Raw genomic sequence first — 20,782 nt, 5'->3', positions numbered from 1 at the left:
GGCCCGTCAGATCCGCACCCTTGCCACCCGCCCCGACGCCTCCGTGACGAACAGGTCGTGGTGCGGGTCGTAGGAGCCGAAGCCACGGGGGGCGCGGACGCTGGTCGGCATGTGCAGGCCGGTGGCCAGCGTGCAGGAGCGGCCGGTGGAGGGGGTGACGCGGAGGAGCTCGCCGCGGGCGAAGGAGGCGACCACGAGGTCGCCGTCGTCCAGGACGGTGAGGTCGTCCAGCACCTTCGCGTCCAGGGGGTTGGGGCTCAGGCGGGCGACCGTGGTCCAGCGGGCGGGGTCGCGGAGCGGAATGCTCACCACGCTGGAGGTGAGGTCGACCAGGACGCTCGCGTAGAGCCGGTCGCCGGCCGACGCCAGGCCGTTGGTGCCGAAGACGGCGGCCCGGCGGGTCCACTCCTCGTCGCGCGAGCCGTCGGGGCGGATCTTGAGGATGCCGGTGGCGAGTTCGCGGGTGAGGTAGAAGTTCCCGGCGCCGTCGATGGCGAGGCCGTTGATGCCGGGGGTGCCGGTGACGACCTTCTCGGGGCGGGGCCGGGCGGCCGCCGGGTCGAAGGCGACGACGCCGCCGTCGCGGGCCAGGGGCGCGACACCGTAGTTGACGTACATCCGGCCGTCCGGGCCGCGGCGGATGCCGCCGGGACCGCTCACGGGAACGGTGGTGCGCAGGGTGCCGTCGGGGGCGTACCCCTCGACACGGTTCTTGGTGGCGTGCGAGACCCACAGCATGCCGCGGCCGTCGAACTCCAGGTTCTCCCGCCAGTCCGCGAGCGGGAGTCCGCCGGGGCGGAAGACCGTCGTTCTCGCGCGGGCGGCGCAGTTGTCGCGGGGGGCGGCCGCCGAGGCGCCCTGGGTGCCGACGAGCAGTGCGGTCACCAGACTTGCCGTCAGGAACAGCGAACGTAAGCGCATCGCACCGTTGTACCATGGCGGATTTCCGTTACGGAGTGGCCTTTTATCGGAAGCGGGACACGGCGCCGCCCGGCACCATCGACCTGTGTCAGCGAAGAGGAACGCCATACGTCTGCTGTCGTTCGGCCACGCCTGCGTGGACGTCTACCAGGGTGCGGTGGCCGCGCTCGTGCCGTTCTTCGTGGCCGAGCGGCACTGGTCCTACACCGCGGCCTCGGGGATCGTGCTGGCCGCGTCGCTCCTTTCCTCCGTCGTACAGCCGCTGTTCGGGGCGCTCACCGACCGGTGGCCGATGCCGTGGCTGCTGCCGGTGAGCACGCTCGCGGCGGGCGGCGGTGTCGCGCTGAGCGGGACGGGCGGGCCGTACGCGGTCACGCTCGCGGTGGTCGCGGTCTCGGGGATCGGGGTGGCCGCCTACCACCCGGAGGCGGCGCGGGCGGCGAGGAGCGCGGCCGGGGGCGACCACACCGCGATGGGCTGGTTCTCACTGGGCGGCAACATCGGCTTCGCCGCTGCCCCGTTGCTGGTCGCGGCCGTCGTCGCGACGGGCGGACTGCGGGCGGCGCCGTTGCTGGCCGTCCCCGCGGTGGTCGCGGCCGTGCTCTACGCGGCCGTGCCGCGGGGCACGGCGCGTCCGCGGCCGAGGGGCGGCGCCGGGGCCGAAGGGCGCGACGACTGGCGGTCGTTCGGGCGGCTGTCGGGGGCCATCGCCTGCCGGTCGGTGGTCTTCGTGGGTCTCGGCACGTTCATCGCGCTGTACGTGCGCCAGCGCGTCGGCGGCGGCGAAGTGGCGGGCACGGCCGCCCTGTTCGTCCTCTACCTCGGCGGCGCGGTGGGCACGGTGGCCGGTGCCCGGCTGGCGCACCGCTACGGGCGGCTCGCCGTCGTCCGCCGGTCGTACGCGCTGTCGGTCCTCGCCGTCGCGGGCGTCGTCCTCGTCCCCGGGCCGGCGCTCTACCTGTTCGTCGCCCTGGCCTCGGCCGGGCTGTACCTGCCGTTCTCCCTCCATGTCACCCTCGGCCAGGACTACTTGCCCGGGCGCGTCGGCACGGCGAGCGGTGTCACCCTGGGGCTGGCCGTCAGCGTCGGCGGCGTCGCCGGCCCGGCGATCGGCGCGCTGGCCGACGCCGCGTCCCTGCGCGTGGCCCTCGCCCCGCTGATCGCCCTGCCCGCCGTCGGCTGGCTGCTGCTGCGCCCGTTGCGCGAGCCGGGAGCGCCGGGGCGGACGGGGGCGCCGGCGGGGCGGGCGGATCGAGCAGCGTCCGCAGGTCGCTGACCTCGTACCCGCGCGACCGCACCAGTTCGACGATCCGCGGCAGCGCGGCGGCGTCCAGCACCTGCCCGGAGCCGTCGGCCGATCCGACGTGCATCTGGACGATCGCGCCCGGCGCGAGGACGCCGTCCACGCGCCGCACGGCCTCCTCGACGGTCATGCCGCCGGCGGTGCCCAGGTAGCCCTTGGTGTCGGTCGTCCACTCGATGTCCGCCAGACCGAGGGAGTTGACGTGGGCGATGCCCTGCGGCGTCGCCTCCCCGTACGGGAAGCGGAAGAACGGCAGCGGCACCGCGCCCGCCGCCCGCAGCGCCCGGTCGGCGGCGGTCACCTCCTTCTCCACCTCCGCGCGGGAGAGCCCGGCGAAGTGCGGGTGGCTGTGGGAGTGGCTCCCGACGCCGCCCTGCCGGGCCATGGCCCGCACGGCCTCCGGGTGGCGCTCGGCGAACTGCCCGGTGGGGAAGAACGTCGCGGGCACCCGCCGCCCGCGCAGCACGCGCAGCACCTCGTCGATCCCGGCGGTGTCCCAGGCGGCGTTGAAGGTGAGCGCGACGCGGCGTTCGGTGGTGGCGAAGGAGCGGTTGGCGGAGCCGTAGAGCCGTTCGACGGGGGCGGCGCGGGCGGCGCCGGGGAGCAGGCAGAGGACGAGCAGCAGGGCGGCGGCGGGGGCGTGGAGGGGTCTCACGCGGAGGGGTCTCACAGGGCGAGCATGCGCGGCGGGGGGTGCGGCCGCGCGGGAGCGGCGACCGATCGGGCGTTTGCCCGGGGGCGCGAGGGGTACCCGGCGGCGGTGAACACACACAGCGGATCACGCACCGGAGGGCGCACCGTCGTCGTGACCGGTGCCAGCGGCGGCGTCGGGCGCGCCACGGCGCGGGCCTTCGCCGCGCGCGGCGACCGGGTGGCCCTGCTGGCCCGGGGCCGCAGGGGGCTCGACGCGGCGGCGCGGGAGGTCACGCAGGCCGGCGGGCAGGCGCTGGTCGTGCCGGTGGACGTGGCGGACCACTGCGCGGTGCGCGCGGCGGCCGACCGGGTCGAGGAGGTCTTCGGGCCGGTGGACGTGTGGGTCAACAACGCCTTCGCGACCGTCTTCGCGCCGTTCGTCGAGATCGAGCCGGAGGAGTTCCGGCGGGCCACCGAGGTCACGTACCTGGGCTGTGTGTACGGCACGCAGGCCGCGCTGTCGCGGATGCTGCCGCGCGACCACGGCACGATCGTGCAGGTCGGCTCGGCGCTGGCGTACCGGGGGATCCCGCTCCAGGCCGCGTACTGCGGGGCGAAGCACGCGATCCAGGGGATGAACGAGGCGCTGCGCTGCGAGCTGCTGCACCAGGGCAGCCGGGTGCGGACGACGATGGTGCAGCTGCCGGGGCTGAACACGCCCCAGTTCCGCTGGGCGCTCTCGCGGCTGCCGCGCCGTCCGCAGCCCGTGCCGCCCATCTACCAGCCGGAGGTGGCGGCGCGGGCGATCGTGTACGCGGCCAGCCATCCGCGCCGGCGCGAGCACTGGGTCGGCGGCAGCACGGTCGGCACGCTGATCGCCAACGCGGTGGCGCCGGGGCTGCTGGACCGCTATCTGGCGCGGACGGGCTTCGCCTCGCAGCAGACGTCGGTGCCGCAGGACGAGTTGGCGCCGGTGAACCTGTGGCACCCGGCGGACGGGAGCGAGGGGCACGACTTCGGGGCGCACGGCACGTTCGACGACATGGCCAAGCGGCACGGCGTCCAGCCGTGGCTGTCCCGGCACCGGGGCGCGGTGGCCGCGGTCGCGGCCGCGGCGGGGGTGGGCGCCGCGGTGCGGCGGCGCCGCTGAGCGCGGCCCCCGGCGCTTCCGTACGGCCGGAACGCCGGCGTCAGCGGTCGGCGACTTCCAGGCGGTAGTCGACGGACGTGCTGAACGAACCCGACGATCCCTTGAAGCTCAGCGTGTGCGTGCCCGGCGGCAGCGGGTCCATCCGCACCCACAGGCCGCAGGCCAGCGCGCCGGGACCGCGGCCCTTCACCGGTGTGCCGTCCAGCCGTTCGGGATCGAGGGCCTTGCCGTCCAGGGTGGCGCTCCCCCCGGCGGAGCCCATGAAGGTGTCGCAATCCCCCTTCGAGGCCGTGAGATTCACGAGCGGGAAGGCGATGGGGGTTCCCGCGGGCAGGGTGCACTGCCGGCGGGCGGGCCCGCCGTGCGTGCCGGCCAGGAACCAGACGTCCGACGCCTGCCCCCGCACGCACAGGCGGCCGTCCGGGTCGTCGATCGGGTTCGGCTCCCCCGGCTCCGCGTCCGCCCACGCCCACCAGCGCTCCTGGAGCTCCCGGGCGCTCGGGCGCGGCGGCGCGGCACCGTCCCCGCCGGTGCCGCCGTCGCCCTTCGAGCAGCCCGCGGCGAGGAGCGCCGTGGCGGCGAGGAGGACGACCGTCGATCTCTTGAATTGCACCAGCAAATGATAGACGCCTGTGACGGGGCCTCCGAACCCGCCCGTGCACCTTCGGCGTTCGGCGGCGGACGGCCCGCAGCGCCCTGGCACATCGCCCGCGGCCCGACGGGGACGATGCCCGCGGATCACCCGTTCGAGCGGCGGAAGGCTGCACTCCGGCGCGTCGGAGTGTGGACTGAGGACTGCGTGGGGTAAGAGCACCCGACCTCTCTCCCGAGCACGTGTGAGGAGCGGCAGATGACCTTCTCGGAGCGAGACGTGGCCGACGAGATCGAGCAGATGAAGGAGGACGCGCTGAACCAGGTGGTCAGCGACGAGGACCGGGACGCCGGGCTCTCCGACGAGGAGTGGTGAGGGAGCCCCCGGGAGCCCATGGGAGTCCCCTCGCCGGGCCCTCGCCCGGCTCCGGCCCGGCCCCGGCCCGACCCCCGCGCGGCACCCAACGTTCGCGCCGCGCGGGGCACCACGGTAGACATGGAACATGGCCCGAATCCCGGGCCGCTCCTGGAGGCCCTCGGGCCGCTGGTTCGCCGGCCGGCGCGCGGGCGGTCGGCACGAGCGGCGGCAGTGGCGGCAGAGCCCGCGCGAGGCGTCGGCGCGACGTCCGTGGGCGGTGACGAGCACCCGCAGCGTCGCCGGCCAGATGTTCCTGCTCCAGGTGCTGATCGTGCTGCTGCTCGTCTTGGCGGCGGTCGGCACGCTGCTCTTCCAGGCACGGACCGACAGGTTCCAGGCGGCGCGGGACCGTTCCCTCGCCGCGGCCGAGGCGTTCGCGCACGCCCCCGGCCTGCCGGCCGCGATGCGGGGCCCGGACCCCTCCGCCGTGCTCCAGCCGCTGACCGAGGACGCCCGCAGACGCGGCGGCGTCGACTTCGTCGTGGTCACCGACCGCGCCGGCGTCCGCTTCACCCACCCCGACCCGTCCCTCATCGGCAAGCACTTCGTCGGCACCGTCGACCCGACCCTGAGCACCGGCAAGGTCACGATCGAGAGCGTCCACGGCCCGCTGGGCCAGGAGGTCCAGGCCGTGGTGCCGGTGCGCGACGCGAGCGGCGCGATCGTCGGCGCGGTGGCCTCGGGGATCAAGGTCAGCGCGGTCAGCAGCGCCTTCGACCGGCAGCTCCCCTTCGTCCTCGGCGCCGGGGCCGCGGCCCTCGCCCTGGCCACCGCGGGCACGGCCCTCGTCAGCCGGCGGCTGCGCCGGCAGACGCACGGGCTGGGCCCGGCCGAGATGACCCGGATGTACGAACACCACGACGCCGTGCTGCACGCCGTGCGCGAGGGCGTCGTCATCGTCGGCGGCGACGGCCGGCTCCTGCTGGTGAACGACGAGGCACGGCGGCTGCTGGGCCTGCCGCCCGACGTCGAGGGCCGGCGCGTGGACGAGCTGGGCCTCGACGCGCGCGCCGCGGCGCTGCTGTCGTCCCGGCGCGCGGTCACGGACGAGGTGCTGCCCGTCGGCGACCGCCTGCTCGCCGTCAACCTGCGGACCACCGACCGCCGCGGCGGCCCGCCGGGCAGCGTCGCCACCCTGCGGGACTCCACCGAGCTGCGGGCGCTGGCCGGCCGGGCCGAGCTGGCGCGCGAGCGGCTGCGGCTGCTGTACGACGCGAGCGTGGCGGTCGGCACGACGCTGGACGTCCGGCGGACCGCCGAGGAGCTGACCCGGGTGGCGTCGCCCCGCTTCACCGACTACGCCACCGTCGACCTCGCCGAGCAGGTGCTGCGCGGCGGCGAGCCGGCGCTGTCACCGGCGCCGGGCGAGGAGGCGGAGCTGCGCCGCGTCGCGCTCACCGGCCCGACGGCCGACAGCCCGCTCTACCCGGCCGGGGAGCTGGTGACCTTCGCCGGGCCGACCCCGCAGGCCGTCGGGTTCGTCAGCGGCCACCCGGTGCTCGTCCCCGACCTGGCCGCCTCCTCCGGCTGGCGCACCCAGGACCCGTCGCGCACCCAGGCCGTGCTGGACTACGGCTTCGTCTCGATGATCACCGTGCCACTGAAGGCGCGGGGCGTGCTGCTGGGGATCGCGACGTTCTGGCGCACCCGCGACAGCGCGCCCTTCGAGGAGGACGACCTGTCGCTCGCCGAGGAGCTGGCGGCGCGCGCGGCCGTGTGCATCGACAACGCCCGCCGCTACACGCGCGAGCACGACATGGCCGTCACCCTCCAGCACAGTCTGCTGCCGCGCGGCCTGCCCGAGCAGAACGCGCTGGAGACCGCCTACCGCTACCTGCCGGCCCAGGCCGGGGTCGGCGGCGACTGGTTCGACGTGATCCCGCTGCCCGGGGCGCGGGTGGCGCTGGTCGTGGGCGACGTGGTCGGGCACGGGCTGCACGCCGCCGCCACGATGGGCCGGCTGCGCACGGCCGTGCTGAACTTCTCCACCCTCGACCTGCCGCCCGACGAACTCCTCGGGCACCTCGACGAGTTGGTGGCCCGCATCGACCAGGAGGCGGCCGTGGCGGAGTCGCCGGACGAGCGGCCCGTCGCGGGTGCGACCTGTCTCTACGCGGTCTACGACCCGGTGTCGGGCGTCTGTTCCCTGGCGCGCGCCGGCCATCCCCTGCCGGCCCTGGTCGCGCCGGACGGCTCGGTGGAGTTCCCCGAGCTGCCGGCCGGGCCGCCGCTGGGCCTGGGCGGCCTGCCCTTCGAGGCCGCCGACCTGCGCCTGCCCGCGGGCAGCAGCCTCGTCCTGTACACCGACGGGCTGGTCGAGGACCGCCGCCGGGACATCGACGAGGGCCTCGCCGTCCTCCGCGCGTCCCTCGCCGTGCCGGACCGCACGCCGCAGGAGACCTGCGAGGCCGTCCTCGGCGCGCTGCTGCCCGACCGGCAGACCGACGACATCGCCCTGCTCGTGGCCCGCACCCGGATCCTGCCGGCCGACCGGATCTCCGAGTGGGAACTCCCCTCCGACCCGGCGGTCGTCGCCCGCGCCCGCGCCGACGTGGCCCGCCAGCTGGAGCAATGGGGCCTGGAGGAGGCCCTGTTCACCACCGAGCTCATCCTCAGCGAACTGATCACCAACGCCATCCGGCACGCCTCCGGCCCCATCCGCGTCCGCCTGCTGCGCGACCGCGCCCTGATCTGCGAGGTCGCCGACACCAGCAGCACGTCCCCGCACCTGCGCTACGCGGCGGCGGAGGACGAGGGCGGCCGGGGGCTGTTCCTGGTCGCCCAGCTCGCGGAGCGGTGGGGGACGCGCTACACGCCCGGGGGCAAGGTCATCTGGGCGGAAGTCCCGCCCTCCTGACGGGACTTCGGGCCCGGGTCACGGGCTCAGGACGGCAGGATCTCCAGCTGGGTCCCGCCCGGGGCGTGGGAGACGGGCATGAGCGCCAGGCACTCTACGGCGGCGCTGCGGGCGAGGGTCACCACCGTCCTGCGCGCGGGCCGTCCCTTGCCGACGCCCTCGGTCACCTCGCCGTGGAGCCGGACGGCGTTGGCCCCGGCCACCCGCAGGACGGACGCGCTCCCGTAGCGGACGACGGACGTCCGCCCGTCCGCGTAGCGGATGGTCTCCACGCCGGCCGGGGCGTCCGTCCCGATGCAGGAGGAGGCGGGCGAGAAGCCCTCGAAGTGCCCTTCGGCGCGGACGGAACGCCCGGGGGCGGTGGTGCAGGTGTACGCGGAGCGGCCCGTGATGCGGGTCGGCCGCGGCAGGAGCCCGAGGGAGGGGTCGGCGGACCCCTCCTCCGAGCCCGTGCAGACGACGGCCTCGCCACCGCGCGCCGCCGACGCCGCGGCCGGCCCCGCGCCCATCAGGATCACGGCGCACAACGCCGTCGCCGCTCCTCGCCGTCCCACTGCCATGCGCGTCCCTCCGGGAAACCGCCGGCGCGGGGCCTTCCCCCGCGCACCGTCCGCCTCCCTACCCCGGGGCGCCTCCGGGGCCACCACGGGTCGTGGCGCGGTGACGGCGTGCGCGCCGGAGCGCGCGACCGTCAGCCGGCGACCAGTCCGGTGATGAACTTGCGGCAACGCCCGCTGACGACCGGCGTGATGCCGTGGATGAGCTGCGCGCCGTAGACGATGCCGGTGCCCGCCCCGGCGGGGGTGGTCCACGGGACGCCGCGGACCTCGTGGATCCACGCGGTGTCGGGTTCGTCCCGCGAGATCCGGTCGTGCGGGGCGATGCGTGTGAAGCGCATGCCCTCCGCGTAGCCGGGGGCGGACGTCCCGTCGTGGCGGGTGTCCCACACCCCCTCGCTGGACGTGGTCTCGAAGAAGAACTCCCCGCCCTCGCGCGCGTCCTCGACCGTGACCCCGATCCGGGCCACGTGCCGCGGCGTCCCGAACGGATCCGCCGCGATCCCGTCCATGTGCCGGACCGCGCCCTCGCCGGGCCCGAACTGGATGAGCTGCCACGGCGACACGCCCGTCACGGCCGGGAACGTCCTCCGTATCTCCGGCAGATGCCGCCGCGTCGCCGCGTCGAGCACGTCCTGCACCTCGTCCGGCAGCTCTCTCAACTCCTCCCCCACGTAGGACGGTTGCCACCCCGTCCGCACGATGTGCCGCTCGACTGCCTCGGCGAGGCGCGCCACTTCGCCGGCCGTCAGGAAGGCGTCCACGGTGTCCACGGCGAGCGTCTCGGTGAGAGTGATCACGATGCCGGCCTCCTCGATCACGCGGGAGCATGCGCCGTCATCGTCGTACAGGCACCACAAGCCGACAAGAGACTCCGCGCGCGCCACCGCGACGCCCGTGCGGTTTTCGCCCCCGCCCCGCCCTTTCACCGTTTCTCGCCGCGCTGCCGCGCGGGAGTGCCACGCGGCTCCGCCGCGGGGTTCCCGGCTCGCCCCGCAGGCGGCGCGCCCCCCGGGACGGGCTGCTTTCAGCCCGTCCGGCGGTGCTGGGGTGGGGAGCGGCGGAGCCGCGATGGGGGGGCGAGGGGCGGCCCCCAGGGGGTCAAGGGCCGGCCCCCCCAGGGGGTCAAGGGCCGGCCCCCCACGGGGGGTCAAGGGCCGGCCCCCCACGGGGGGTCACGGGGCGGAGCCCCGGTGGAGCGCAAGGGCGAAAGCCCGCCCGGCGGCCCAGGGGACGGCGCCCCGTCGGACGCAGGGGCGAAGCCCCGCCCGGGCCCAAGAACGCGCAGCCCGGCGGAGTGCAGGGTGGACCCCCGCCCGGGTCCAGGGGGTGCGGGGGCGAAGCCCCCCGCCCCGCGCAGGAGCGCGCCCCCCACCCCGGGGTGACCCAGGGGCCAAGCCCCGCCCCCACGCGGGAACACGGCCCCCCGCCCCAAGGTGGCCCAGGGGCGCAGCCCCGCCCGGGGTCCAGGGGCGAAGCCCCGGTGGGGTGCAGGGGCGAAGCCCCGCCCCCGCGCGGGAGCGCGGCCCCCGCTCCGGGGTAACCCAGGGGCGGAGCCCCCGGGGAAACGGTGAAAGGGCGGGGCGGGGGGCAATGCCCTCACGGCGGTGGGGGGTTGCGGCGGGCGTCGGCCGGGGGTGTGAAGTCGGGGGTGAAGGGGCCGGGGGGCTCGGGGCCGAGGACGGTGCGGGCGACGATGTGGCGGGCCTGCTCGGCCCGGGAGAGCGGCTGTTCGGCCGTCAGGGCGGCGGCCTCCTCCGCGAGGAGGCGCAGGACCGCCGCCGGGGAGACGACGTCGTGGCGGAGCCACTGCCAGACCTGGCAGCGGGCCGTCTCCGCCGTGGCGGCGTCCTCGACGAGGCCGTGGCGGAGGACGGAGGTGCCGCCGCGGAGCCAGGAGTCGCCGCAGCGCAGGGCGACGGACAGGGCGGTGCGGACGCCCAGTTCGGTGGGCCGGCCGCTGCTGCGCGGGACGGAGAGGAGGGCGGAGGAGGTGACGTGGACGTCCTCCCGGGTGCGTTCGAGCTGGTGGGGCCGGCCGCCGAGGACGGAGTCGAAGGAGGCCCGGCAGACGGGGACGAGGTCGGGGTGGGCGACGCGGGAGCCGTCGAAACCGTCCTCCGCCTCGCGCTCCTTGTCGCAGCGCACCCGCGCGAGGACGGCCTCGCGCGCCGCCGCGTCGGCGCCGGGCACCTGCGGGGCGGGGGCCCCGATCGCGTGGGTGCCGCGCCGGTGACAGGTGCGGACGAGCAGCTCGGTGCAGGCGCGCAGGAACGGCGCGGTCATGGTGACCTTGCCGCGGTCGGGCAGCAGGAAGTCCGGCCGGTGCGGGAAGGCCCGGACGACACCGGCGAGGTACCGCCGGGGATCGGCGGCCAACCCGGCCGCGCGCGACCGCAGTTCGTAGAGGATCTCCTCCATCTCGAAGGCGGCGCCGATCGTTTCGACGGGGACGGTGGCACGGACCGTGCCGTACGGCAGGCCGAGCTGTTCCTCGGCGAAGGAGAAGACGTCGTTCCACAGCCGCGCCTCCAGGTGGTTCTCCACCTGGGGGAGGCAGAAGTACGGCCCGGGCGGTCCGCCGCTCCCCCGCCGGGCCCGGTGGTAGAGGTACAGGCCGGCGTCGACGAGGGCGGCCGCGGCCGGACGGCCGGCGACGAGCAGGTGCCGTTCGGTGAGGTGCCAGCCGCGCGGGCGGACGAGGACCGTCAGGGGGGACGCCAGGACGTGCGCCTGGCCCTCGACGGCCCGGCTCCAGACGGGCGCCATGCCGTCCGCGAAGTCGGCGACCCACACGGGCGCGCCGGAGGCGAGGGCCCGGTCGGCGCCCTGCCGGGTGGGCGGGCCGGTGATCTCGACGCGGCGGTCGGCCAGTCCGGGGGCGGGCGGGGCGACGCGCCAGGACGGGTCGGCGCGGACGGCGGCGGTGGCCGGTACGAGGTCGAGGGCCCCGCCGCCGGCCAGCAGGGCGGCCCGGTGCCGCCGTTCGGACAGGAGCGCGGCCCGGCGGCCGGCGAAGGCCGCGTCGAGGCGGGCGACGAATTCGACGGCTTCGGGGGTGAGGACCTCGTCGGAGCGGGCGGGCCGGTCGCCGAGGAGGTGGACGGTCGGGGTGAGGGTGGGTGCTGCCATGGTCGTCTCCTGGGGGTGACCGGTCCGCCGGCTCGGGCCTAGTGGAACTGCTCTTCCTCGGTGGAGCCGGTCAGCGCGGTGGTGGAGGACGCGGGGTTGACGGCCGTGGAGACCAGGTCGAAGTAGCCGGTACCCACCTCGCGCTGGTGCTTCACCGCCGTGAACCCGTCCGCCTGGGCGGCGAACTCGCGCTCCTGGAGCTCGACGTAGGCGGTCATGCCGTGCTCGGCGTAGCCGCGGGCGAGGTCGAACATGGCGTGGTTGAGGGAGTGGAATCCGGCCAGGGTGATGAACTGGAAGCGGTAGCCCATGGCGCCCAGTTCGCGCTGGAACTTGGCGATCCGGTCGTCGTCCAGGGCGGCCTTCCAGTTGAAGGAGGGCGAGCAGTTGTAGGCGAGCATCTTGTCGGGGTGGCGGGCGTGGATCGCCTCGGCGAACTCGCGGGCCTGCCCGAGGTCCGGGGTGCCGGTCTCGACCCACAGGAGGTCGGCGTACGGGGCGTACGCGAGGCCGCGCGCGATGACGGGCGCCATGCCGTTGCGCACCCGGTAGAAGCCCTCGGCGGTCCGCTCCCCCGTGACGAACTCGGCGTCGCGCTCGTCGACGTCGCTGGTGAGGAGGGTCGCGGCGAGGGCGTCGGTGCGGGCGACGATCAGGGTGGGCACGTCGGCGATGTCGGCGGCCAGCCGGGCGGCGTTGAGGGTGCGGATGTGCTGGGAGGTGGGGACGAGGACCTTGCCGCCGAGGTGGCCGCACTTCTTCTCGGAGGCGAGCTGGTCCTCGTAGTGGATGCCCGCCGCGCCGGCCGCGATCATCGCCTTGGCGAGTTCGAAGGCGTTCAGCGGCCCGCCGAAGCCGGCCTCGGCGTCGGCGACGATCGGCGCGAGCCAGTCGACGGACGTGTCGCCCTCGGCGGTGGCGATCTGGTCCGCGCGCAGCAGCGCGTTGTTGATCCGGCGCACCACCGTGGGAACGGAGTTGACCGGGTAGAGGCTCTGGTCGGGGTAGGTGTGCCCGGCCTGGTTGGCGTCCGCGGCGACCTGCCAGCCGGACAGGTAGATCGCCTGGAGCCCGGCCCTGACCATCTGGACGGCCTGGCCGCCGGTCAGGGCGCCCAGCGCGTGGACGTAGTCCCGCTCGTGCAGTTGGCGCCACAGCCGCTCCGCGCCGCGCCGCGCCAGCGTGTGCTCCTCGCGGACGCTGCCCGCCAGCCGTATCACGTCCTCCGCGCCGTAGGTGCGCTCGACGCCCCGCCACCGCGGGTCCGTCGCCCACCGCCGTGCCAGCTCGTCGGCCTCCGTCGTGCCTGCCTGCGCCATGACCGTCTCCCGGTTCGCGTCGACCTTCACGTTCGTCGTGCTGCCGCCTGCCGGCGGGTGGCGCGCGAAGTCCCGTCTACCGAGCGGTAGTTCAGATGAGCGCGGCCGGACTCCGACGAGCCACACCACGACTGTGGCAGTGGCACTGAGTGCCATCAACAGTCGCTTCCCGCCATTTTCCGCGAACGCCCGGCGACCGGCGGGCGAACACCCGGCGGACGGCGGCGCCGCCGGGGCCCTCAGTCCTCCGGCAGGCGCGCGCAGCGCCAGTTCCACCGCCCGGCGCGGCCGGTGAGCTCGGTGGCCGACAGCGGCGGCACGTCCAGCCGCCAGAAGACGGCCGGCGGCAGCTCCAACGCGCCCACGACGGCGGCCCGGACGACGGCCTGCGGGACGACGGCGAGCACGCGGCCGCCCGCTCCGGCCTGCGCCGCGAGCCACCTCGTCGTCCGGGCGGCCAGGGCGAGGACCGACTCGCCGCCGTGCGGGGCCGCCGCCGGGTCGGACAACCAGGCGGCCAGGGCGGCCGGTTCGGCCGCCGCCACCTCGTCGGGCTCCCGGCCCCGCCAGCGTCCCGTGTCGAGGTCGGCCAACTCGCGTGCTGGCACGGCGTGCACTCCCAGGGCGCCGGCCGTGGCGCGGCAGCACGCCCCGGGGGCGGCGTACGCCCGCGTACGGCCGGGCAGCCGGGCCGCGACCGCCCGCGCGGACCGCAGGGCGGCGTCGTCCGGCGCCTCGTCGTCACCGAAGCGCGCACCCCGTCCCGTCCCCGTCACCGGCGTCATGAGCAGCACCCGTACCGTCATCCCGTCCCCCCTCTCCGGCCTCGCACGGCCGGTGACTTGGCGCCTCCGTGTGCGCTGGTGCGCGTTCCGCCGCCCATGGCCGGGCGGTGTCTCAAACGGTACGGTCGCCGGGACACTGACGACGGGTGGCGGAAGCCGGTGGAACCCCGGCACGGTCGCGCCACCGTGAGAGTCGGACCCGCACCTCGTCGTCCCCCGGCCCCGAGGACGCGTTCTTCCAGGAGGTTTCGGCCATGGCACACTCCGCCCCCACCAGCCCCGCCGCTCCCGTCGTCACCCCCGCATCCGCCAGGTCCCTGGCCCCCTGGGCCCTGCTCGTCGGCCTGCTCGCCCTGGTCCTGCTCTACTTCGTCGGCGCCGAGCAGGGCGCGTCCTCGGTGTTCTCCGGGGCGGGCGTCCACGAGTGGGTCCACGACGCGCGCCATCTGCTCGGGTTCCCGTGCCACTGAGCCGGGGAGGCGCGCGCATGCGATCCGTCCCCGTACGCCCGCTGCTCGTCCGCGGTCTGCTCGCGGGCCTGGCCGCCGGGCTGTTCGCCCTGACCGTGGCCTACTTCCTGGGCGAGCCCCAGGTGGACGCGGCGATCTCCTTCGAGGACGCCCACACCCACGAGCACGGCGCCGGACTCGTCTCCCGTTCCCTCCAGTCGTCGGCCGGCCTCGCCACGGGCGTCCTCGTCGAGGCGCTCGCCCTCGGCGGGGTCGCGGCCCTGGCCTACTGCGCCCTCCTGGGGCGCGCCGGCCCCCTCGGGCCCCGGGCCACGGCGGTCCTGCTCTCCGCGGGGGCGCTGCTCACCCTCCACGTCATCCCGTTCCTCAAGTACCCGGCGAATCCGCCCTCGGTGGGCGAGCCGGACACCATCGGCCGGCGCACGGCGCTCTACTTCCTGATGATCGCCCTGAGCGTCCTGCTCTCCTCCGGCGCCCTCCTCCTGCGCCGCGGGCTGTCCCCCCGCCTCGGCCCCTGGTACGCGACGATCGCCGCCACGGCGGTCCTGGTCGCCGCGCTCGCCCTGGCCTTCGCCTTCCTGCCCGCGGTCGACGAGGTCCCGGAGGACTTCCCGGCCGACACCCTCTGGCGCTTCCGCCTCGCGGCCCTGGCCGTCCCGAGCACGCTGTGGGCGGCGTTCGGGGTCCTCTTCGGGGAGGCGGCGGAACGGGCCCTGGACACCGGCTGACCGCCGGCCGCGCCGGACTCCCGCACCGGCCCGCGTTCCACGCCGAAGGGCGCCGTTCCGTCCCCACACGGAACGGCGCCCTTCGGCTGCTGCCGGGTGCGCGTCTCCCCCCGCCGCCTGTGTCACGGTTCCCCCCGCGGCGGCCGGACGGGCGCCCGGCACGGGCCTGGGGTGTGCGGCCCGACAAGGGAGTCTGCGGGGCGGGGGCGGATCCGGGCAAAGGAGTTCGGCCCTGGCCGAATACGGGCGCGGGGGAACGCTTACCATCGTGCGGGACAAGTAGCGGTAAGCAGCGCTTCGCCCGCAATGTCCGCCCCTTCCTTTCGCCCCTACGTGCCGGAGGCCCGAAAGCCGTGACACTGCGTCTGCACTTCAGCGCCGAGGACCTCGGCCGGGTGCGGTTGACGGCGACGCCGGATCCGCTCGCCGAGGCGACGTTCAGCCTGCCGCTCCTCCAGACCAGCGGCGCCCCCGCCCTTGAGGGGTGGCGGCAGCGGTCGCTGCGGGAACTCAGCCCGGTCGTACGGCCGTTGCTGGAGCTGGCGCCGGCGGGGCTGGACGAGTACGTGCCCGAGGCGTTCATCCGGGTGCGCGGCTCCACGTCGCTGGAGCACAGCCTGGAGGCGACCTGGAGCATGCCCCGGCACGTGTGGGCGGCCGACCTGTCGGTGGCCGAGGACTGGCGGCCCTCGGTGCCCCGCTGGATCGGCGACCTGCACTCCGGGGACAGGGGCGCCGCCCGGCTCGTCGACCGCGCGTTCCGCTCGTACTACGACGCGGCCGTCGCCCCGTACTGGCGGCAACTGGCCGCCTGCGTCCAGGCGGACCGGGCGCACCGGATGCGGGTCATGGCCGAGCACGGCGCCGAGCACCTGCTCGCCACGCTCCATCCCGCGCTGCGCTGGGAGTCCCCGGTCCTGTACGCGCCCTGCACGATGGACGTCGATCTGCCGCTGGAGGGACGGGGGGTGCTGCTCACGCCGACGTTCTTCCTGACCGCCCCGGTCTTCCGGCTCGACAGCGCGGACCCGGACGCGCCGCTGGAGGTGCGCTACCCCGTGGCCCGCGAACTGTCCGCCTACCAGGCGGTCCTCGCGCCCCCGGCCGGGCCGCACGAGGGCCATCCCGCCCACCTGACGGCCCTCTTGGGCCGGACCAGGGCCCGCGTCCTCGACGCCGCCGCCACGGAGGGCGGCACCGCCGACCTCGCCAGCCGCGCCGGCGTCTCCCCCGCCTCCGCCAGCGAACACGCCACCGTCCTGCGCACCGCGGGCCTCCTCACCACCCGCCGCACCGGCTCATCCGTACGACACGCCCTGACCCCCCTGGGCCGCGCCCTCCTGGACGGCACACCCACGGGCTGATTTCAGCCCGTCCGGCGCTTGAGGACAACCGCGCGGAGCGCGGTTCGGGGCCCGGGACGGAGCCCCGGAAGGGAGCGCCGGGGGGGCACAGCCCCCGGTAGGTGCAGGAGCGGAGCCCGCTCGGGGTGCAGGGGCGGAGCCCGCGCCGTCCGCGCGGAGCGCGGTGCGGGGGGGGGGAGGGGCGGAGCCCCTGGGAAACGGTGAAAGGGCGGGGCGGGGAGAGGCAACGGAACACACCAGGCGCAGACCCCGGCGCCCAAGCCCGCGCACAAGCCCCGCCGCACCCCCGCGCACACACGCTCAGTACGCTCCGGGGCGTGAGCACCGACCCGATCATCCGCCCCCGCCCCGTCCCCGCCCCCGAACTGCGGCTGTTCGTCCTGCACCACGCCGGCGGATCGCACCTGACCTACCGGCCGTGGGCCCGGCTGCTGCCGGCGGAGTGGGAGTTGTGCCTGCTGGAGGCGCCCGGCAGGGCGTCGCGGCCCGGCCGGGCGCACACCACGGCGGACGGGCTGGCGGAGACGTTCCTGGACGACCTGCGGCCCCATCTCGGGGCGCCGTACGCCCTCTTCGGGCACAGCATGGGCGCCCTGACCGCCTACGAGCTGACGCTCGCGCTGCGCGACCGCGGCCTGCCGCTGCCGCGCTGGCTGGGGCTGTCGGCCCTCAACCCGCCCGAGCACCACCCGCGGGCCGAGCAGCGGTTCGGCCTGCCGGCCGAGGAACTGCGCGAGGCCGTCGCGGACCTGGGCGGCACACCGCGGGAGGTCCTCGAACACCCGGAGCTGTGGCGGCTGGTGGAGCCCGTCCTCCGCGCCGACCTGCGCCTGGCCGAGTGCTGGCGGCCGCGCGCCGACGCCGCCCCGCTGCCCGTCCCTCTGTCCGCCTTCGCCGGGGACGCGGACCCGTACGCCCTCCCGCACCTGATGTCCACCTGGGCGGCCCGGACGACCCGGTTCCGCGGGGTGCGGACGCTGTCCGGCGGTCACTTCTACTTCCTGCCGGACCCGGCGCCGCTGGTGGCGGCGATCACCGCCGCGATCCGGGCGGAAGACGGTGTCCCGTCCGGGCGGTGAGCCGGCCCCGTGAGCGCCCCGCGCGGCACCGCGCGCCCCGCCCACCGGCCCGGAACCCCTCCGTCCGGCCCGAACGGCCCACTACCGTGAGGAGCTTCCGGAAGAAAGCGAGCACCGCCGTTGAACGATCCCACGGCCACGGTCACCGAACGCTCCGCCGAACAGCTGCTCAGGCTGGAGGAGTTGGTCGGCATACTCACCGACGCGCAGTACGTCCACCGGCCCCGGGACGCCAGCGGCATCGCCCCCCACGTACGCCACTGCGTGGACCACTACTCCGCGATCCTCGCCGGCGCGGACAGCGGCACGGTGGACTACGACCGGCGCACCCGCGGCGGGGTGCTGGAGCGCGACCGCGGGGCCGCGCTGGCCCGGCTGGCGAACGTCCGGACGCGGGTGAGCACGATGCCGCCCCGCGCCCTGGGCTACCCGGTGGAGGTGCTCACCGTCGTCGGTGCCGACGGCGCCGTGGCCCGCACCCGTTCGACCGTGGGCCGGGAGCTGCTCTTCGTCTCGCACCACGCCGTCCACCACCTGGCGATGATCGCGCCGATCGCCCGCTCGCTGGGCGTGCCCGTCCCGCCGGACTTCGGCTACGCGCCGGCGACCCTGGCCGCGGGGGCGGGGCCGGCGCCGGCCTGACGCGCGTTCCGTCCTCCGCCGGTCTGGTACGCGCCGCCGTATGGAGCTACGGTCTGCTCCCCTCCCCTCGCCGGAAGGCAACGCACACCGCATGAGGACAGGACACCGGACCATGAATGAGACATCTGTCGTGCCGCTGGCCGCCCCCTCGGTCGACGGGGCGGTGAACGGCACCGTCGTGCTCGACGGCTCGTCCCGGCTGACCGTGCGCGTCGGTCCGTACCCGCGGATGACGCAGGGCGACGAGGTGCAACTGCGCTGGGACACCGGCGTGTTGCGCACCTCGCTGATCGACCGGCGGGCGGTGCGCGCGGACGAGGTGGGCGGCGGCACGGTGTTCACCGTCGGGGAGCCGGCGCCGGGGACGGTGCGGGTCAGCTATCTGGTCCGCGACCCGGACGGCGGCTGGCGCTCGTCACCCGCCCTGACGCTGACGATCCGCCGCTGAGCGTACGGCCACTGACGATCCGCCGCCGGCCGGCCCGGAGGCCGGCCGGCCCCGCCCCTCGCGACAAGGGGCGGGGCAACCGGTTCCGACGGGGCGTCAGGCGAGCGACGCGATCGCCTCGTTGAAGGTCTGCGACGGACGCATGACCGCCGCCGCCTTGGCCGGGTCGGGCTGGTAGTAGCCGCCGATGTCGGCCGGCGAGCCCTGGACCGCGATCAGCTCGTCGACGATCGTCCGCTCCTGGGCGGTGAGGGTCTCGGCGAGCGGGCCGAACGCCTTGGCCAGGTCGGCGTCGTCGGTCTGCTGGGCCAGCTCCTGGGCCCAGTACAGGGACAGGTAGAAGTGGCTGCCGCGGTTGTCGATGCCGCCGACGCGACGGGTCGGGGACTTGTCCTCGTTGAGGAAGGTCGCCGTGGCGCGGTCGAGGGTGTCGGCGAGGACCTGGGCACGGGAGTTGCCGGTGGTCTGCGCGAGGTGCTCGAAGCTGGCGGCCAGGGCGAAGAACTCGCCGAGGCTGTCCCAGCGCAGGTAGTTCTCCTTGACGAGCTGCTGGACGTGCTTGGGGGCCGAGCCGCCCGCGCCCGTCTCGAAGAGGCCGCCGCCGGCCATCAGCGGGACGACGGAGAGCATCTTGGCGCTGGTGCCCAGCTCCAGGATCGGGAAGAGGTCGGTCAGGTAGTCGCGCAGCACGTTGCCGGTGACCGAGATGGTGTTCTCGCCGCGGCGGATGCGCTCGACGGAGAGCTTGGTGGCCTCGACCGGGGCGAGGATGCGGATGTCCAGGCCCTCGGTGTCGTGCTCGGGAAGGTAGCGCTTGACCTTCTCGATGAGGACGGCGTCGTGGGCGCGGTTCTCGTCCAGCCAGAAGACGGCCGGGTCGCCGGTGGCGCGGGCGCGGGTGACGGCGAGCTTCACCCAGTCCTTGATGGGGGCGTCCTTGGTCTGGCAGGCGCGGAAGATGTCGCCCTCGGAGACCGGCTGCTCCAGGACCGCGGTGCCGGTGGCGACGTCCACGAGGCGGACGGTGCCGGCGGCCGGGATCTCGAAGGTCTTGTCGTGCGAGCCGTACTCCTCGGCCTTCTGCGCCATCAGGCCGACGTTGGGCACGGAGCCCATGGTGGCCGGGTCGAAGGCGCCGTGGGCGCGGCAGTCGTCGATGACGGCCTGGTAGACGCCGGAGTAGCTGCTGTCCGGGAGGACGGCGAGGGTGTCGGCCTCCTGGCCGTCCGGGCCCCACATGTGGCCGGAGGTGCGGATCATGGCCGGCATGGAGGCGTCGACGATGACGTCGGAGGGGACGTGGAGGTTGGTGATGCCCTTGTCGGAGTCGACCATGGCCAGGGCCGGGCCCTCGGCCAGCTCGGCGTCGAAGGACGCCTTGATCTCCTCGCCGAGGCCGTGCGGGATGGTCTCCAGGCCCTTGAGGATGGCGCCGAGGCCGTCGTTGGGGGACAGGCCGGCGCCGGCCAGCACCTCGCCGTACTTGGCGAAGGTCTTCGGGAAGAAGGCGCGCACGACGTGGCCGAAGACGATCGGGTCCGAGACCTTCATCATCGTGGCCTTGAGGTGCACGGAGAACAGCACGCCCTCGGCCTTGGCGCGGGCGACCTGGGCGGCGAGGAACTCGCGCAGGGCGGCGACGCGCATGACGGAGGCGTCGACGACCTCACCGGCGAGGACGGGGACGGCCTCGCGCAGGACGGTGGTGGTGCCGTCCTCGGTGACGAGCTCGATGCGCAGGGTGCCGTCCTCGGCGATCACCGTGGACTTCTCGGTGGAGCGGAAGTCGTTCTCGCCCATGGTGGCGACGTTCGTCTTCGACTCGGGGGTCCAGGCGCCCATGCGGTGCGGGTGGGCCTTGGCGTAGTTCTTGACCGACGCGGGGGCGCGGCGGTCGGAGTTGCCCTCGCGCAGGACGGGGTTGACGGCGCTGCCCTTGACCTTGTCGTAGCGGGCGCGGACCTCGCGCTCCTCGTCGGTCCGCGGGTCGTCCGGGTAGGCCGGCAGGGCGTAGCCCTGCGCCTGGAGCTCGGCGATCGCGGCCTTGAGCTGCGGGATCGAGGCGGAGATGTTGGGCAGCTTGATGATGTTGGCGCCGGGGGTCTTGGCCAGCTCGCCCAGCTCGGCGAGGGCGTCGGCGACGCGCTGGTCCTCGCGGAGGTACTCGGGGAAGTGCGCGATGATCCGCCCGGCCAGGGAGATGTCGCGGCTCTCCACGGTGATCCCGGCGGTCGAGGCGTAGGCCTGGACGACGGGCAGGAACGAATGCGTCGCCAGGGCCGGCGCCTCGTCGGTGTGCGTGTAGATGATGGTCGAGTCAGTCACCGGGTGCTCCGCTCCACTCCACGTTTGCAACATTGCTCGACATCAAGATATCCCGTCGCG

Annotated in this window: 17 protein-coding genes and 1 pseudogene; 9 read left to right on the top strand and 9 right to left on the bottom strand. The window is 75.3% G+C overall.

Going from position 1 to position 20,782, the window contains the following annotated elements:
- Positions 1-6: 6 nt before the first annotated feature.
- Complete coding sequence (locus AC230_RS03605; RefSeq protein ID WP_157868501.1) at positions 7-921, bottom strand: SMP-30/gluconolactonase/LRE family protein; 915 nt, start codon at positions 919-921, stop codon at positions 7-9.
- Between the two features lie 85 nt (positions 922-1,006).
- Between AC230_RS03605 and AC230_RS03600 the strand changes: the two genes are divergently transcribed.
- Positions 1,007-2,197, top strand: a complete 1,191-nt coding sequence (locus AC230_RS03600) for an MFS transporter (RefSeq protein ID WP_049714436.1) — start codon at positions 1,007-1,009, stop codon at positions 2,195-2,197.
- 223 nt (positions 2,198-2,420) lie between these two features.
- Here AC230_RS03600 and AC230_RS33415 read toward each other — a convergent pair.
- Positions 2,421-2,879 (bottom strand): annotated as a pseudogene (locus tag AC230_RS33415) (polysaccharide deacetylase family protein); the annotation flags it as partial.
- A 105-nt stretch (positions 2,880-2,984) separates the two neighbouring features.
- Here AC230_RS33415 and AC230_RS03595 point away from each other — a divergent pair.
- Complete coding sequence (locus tag AC230_RS03595) at positions 2,985-4,007, top strand: SDR family oxidoreductase (protein WP_049714435.1); 1,023 nt, start codon at positions 2,985-2,987, stop codon at positions 4,005-4,007.
- Positions 4,008-4,047: 40 nt separating this feature from the next.
- Here the strand turns inward: AC230_RS03595 and AC230_RS30690 are convergent, their stop codons facing one another.
- Positions 4,048-4,620, bottom strand: a complete 573-nt coding sequence (locus AC230_RS30690) for a hypothetical protein (RefSeq protein ID WP_049714991.1) — start codon at positions 4,618-4,620, stop codon at positions 4,048-4,050.
- Positions 4,621-5,101: 481 nt separating this feature from the next.
- Between AC230_RS30690 and AC230_RS03585 the strand changes: the two genes are divergently transcribed.
- Positions 5,102-7,873, top strand: coding sequence for a SpoIIE family protein phosphatase (locus AC230_RS03585; RefSeq protein WP_049714434.1), 2,772 nt, complete (start codon positions 5,102-5,104; stop codon positions 7,871-7,873).
- A 26-nt stretch (positions 7,874-7,899) separates the two neighbouring features.
- Here the strand turns inward: AC230_RS03585 and AC230_RS03580 are convergent, their stop codons facing one another.
- The 5 genes from AC230_RS03580 to AC230_RS03560 form a co-directional block, all read right to left on the bottom strand.
- Positions 7,900-8,433: a hypothetical protein gene (locus tag AC230_RS03580; RefSeq protein WP_157868500.1), complete on the bottom strand. Its 534-nt coding sequence runs from the start codon at positions 8,431-8,433 to the stop codon at positions 7,900-7,902.
- A gap of 131 nt (positions 8,434-8,564) precedes the next feature.
- Complete coding sequence (locus AC230_RS03575) at positions 8,565-9,230, bottom strand: hypothetical protein (RefSeq protein WP_157868499.1); 666 nt, start codon at positions 9,228-9,230, stop codon at positions 8,565-8,567.
- 799 nt (positions 9,231-10,029) lie between these two features.
- Entirely contained in the window at positions 10,030-11,562 is a 1,533-nt protein-coding gene (locus tag AC230_RS03570; protein WP_049714431.1) for a malate synthase, read from the bottom strand.
- 38 nt (positions 11,563-11,600) lie between these two features.
- Positions 11,601-12,881 (bottom strand): isocitrate lyase, encoded by a 1,281-nt coding sequence (gene aceA, locus AC230_RS03565; RefSeq protein ID WP_049714990.1) that lies wholly within the window; start codon positions 12,879-12,881, stop codon positions 11,601-11,603.
- Between the two features lie 239 nt (positions 12,882-13,120).
- Positions 13,121-13,687: a histidine phosphatase family protein gene (locus AC230_RS03560; protein ID WP_049714430.1), complete on the bottom strand. Its 567-nt coding sequence runs from the start codon at positions 13,685-13,687 to the stop codon at positions 13,121-13,123.
- Positions 13,688-13,920: 233 nt separating this feature from the next.
- Here AC230_RS03560 and AC230_RS03555 point away from each other — a divergent pair, with 233 nt between their 5' ends.
- The 6 genes from AC230_RS03555 (at position 13,921) to AC230_RS03530 (ending at position 18,397) form a co-directional block, all read left to right on the top strand.
- The gene (locus AC230_RS03555) at positions 13,921-14,136 is read left to right on the top strand and encodes a CbtB domain-containing protein (protein WP_049714429.1); all 216 of its coding nucleotides are present in this window, start codon (positions 13,921-13,923) and stop codon (positions 14,134-14,136) included.
- A 17-nt stretch (positions 14,137-14,153) separates the two neighbouring features.
- Positions 14,154-14,864, top strand: coding sequence for a CbtA family protein (locus tag AC230_RS03550; RefSeq protein WP_049714428.1), 711 nt, complete (start codon positions 14,154-14,156; stop codon positions 14,862-14,864).
- Positions 14,865-15,217: 353 nt separating this feature from the next.
- Positions 15,218-16,228, top strand: a complete 1,011-nt coding sequence (locus AC230_RS03545) for a winged helix-turn-helix domain-containing protein (RefSeq protein ID WP_078870926.1) — start codon at positions 15,218-15,220, stop codon at positions 16,226-16,228.
- Positions 16,229-16,545: 317 nt separating this feature from the next.
- The gene (locus tag AC230_RS03540) at positions 16,546-17,307 is read left to right on the top strand and encodes a thioesterase II family protein (RefSeq protein WP_241833060.1); all 762 of its coding nucleotides are present in this window, start codon (positions 16,546-16,548) and stop codon (positions 17,305-17,307) included.
- Between the two features lie 120 nt (positions 17,308-17,427).
- A complete protein-coding gene (locus AC230_RS03535) occupies positions 17,428-17,949 on the top strand; it encodes a DinB family protein (RefSeq protein ID WP_049714427.1) in 522 nt (173 codons plus the stop codon).
- Positions 17,950-18,061: 112 nt separating this feature from the next.
- Positions 18,062-18,397 (top strand): hypothetical protein, encoded by a 336-nt coding sequence (locus AC230_RS03530; protein ID WP_157868498.1) that lies wholly within the window; start codon positions 18,062-18,064, stop codon positions 18,395-18,397.
- A 96-nt stretch (positions 18,398-18,493) separates the two neighbouring features.
- Here AC230_RS03530 and AC230_RS03525 read toward each other — a convergent pair whose 3' ends face one another.
- Positions 18,494-20,722, bottom strand: a complete 2,229-nt coding sequence (locus AC230_RS03525; RefSeq protein WP_049714425.1) for an NADP-dependent isocitrate dehydrogenase — start codon at positions 20,720-20,722, stop codon at positions 18,494-18,496.
- Between the last annotated feature and the right edge of the window lie 60 nt (positions 20,723-20,782).

The sequence above is a fragment of the Streptomyces caatingaensis genome (genome assembly GCF_001187435.1).
Taxonomy (GTDB): Bacteria; Actinomycetota; Actinomycetes; order Streptomycetales; family Streptomycetaceae; genus Streptomyces; species Streptomyces caatingaensis.
The sequence above is the reverse complement of the archived record's forward strand: the minus strand, read 5'-3'. Positions and strand labels throughout refer to the sequence as shown.

Excerpts from the sequence above, each read along its gene's own strand:
- AC230_RS03560 (WP_049714430.1), bottom strand. The coding sequence starts at position 13,687 with ATGACGGTACGGGTGCTGCTCATGACGCCGGTGACGGGGACGGGACGG.
- AC230_RS03585 (WP_049714434.1), top strand. The coding sequence starts at position 5,102 with ATGGCCCGAATCCCGGGCCGCTCCTGGAGGCCCTCGGGCCGCTGGTTC.
- AC230_RS03580 (WP_157868500.1), bottom strand. The coding sequence starts at position 8,433 with ATGGCAGTGGGACGGCGAGGAGCGGCGACGGCGTTGTGCGCCGTGATC.
- AC230_RS03570 (WP_049714431.1), bottom strand. The coding sequence starts at position 11,562 with ATGGCAGCACCCACCCTCACCCCGACCGTCCACCTCCTCGGCGACCGG.
- aceA (WP_049714990.1), bottom strand. The coding sequence starts at position 12,881 with ATGGCGCAGGCAGGCACGACGGAGGCCGACGAGCTGGCACGGCGGTGG.
- AC230_RS03530 (WP_157868498.1), top strand. The coding sequence starts at position 18,062 with ATGAATGAGACATCTGTCGTGCCGCTGGCCGCCCCCTCGGTCGACGGG.
- AC230_RS03550 (WP_049714428.1), top strand. The coding sequence starts at position 14,154 with ATGCGATCCGTCCCCGTACGCCCGCTGCTCGTCCGCGGTCTGCTCGCG.
- AC230_RS03555 (WP_049714429.1), top strand. The coding sequence starts at position 13,921 with ATGGCACACTCCGCCCCCACCAGCCCCGCCGCTCCCGTCGTCACCCCC.
- AC230_RS03605 (WP_157868501.1), bottom strand. The coding sequence starts at position 921 with ATGCGCTTACGTTCGCTGTTCCTGACGGCAAGTCTGGTGACCGCACTG.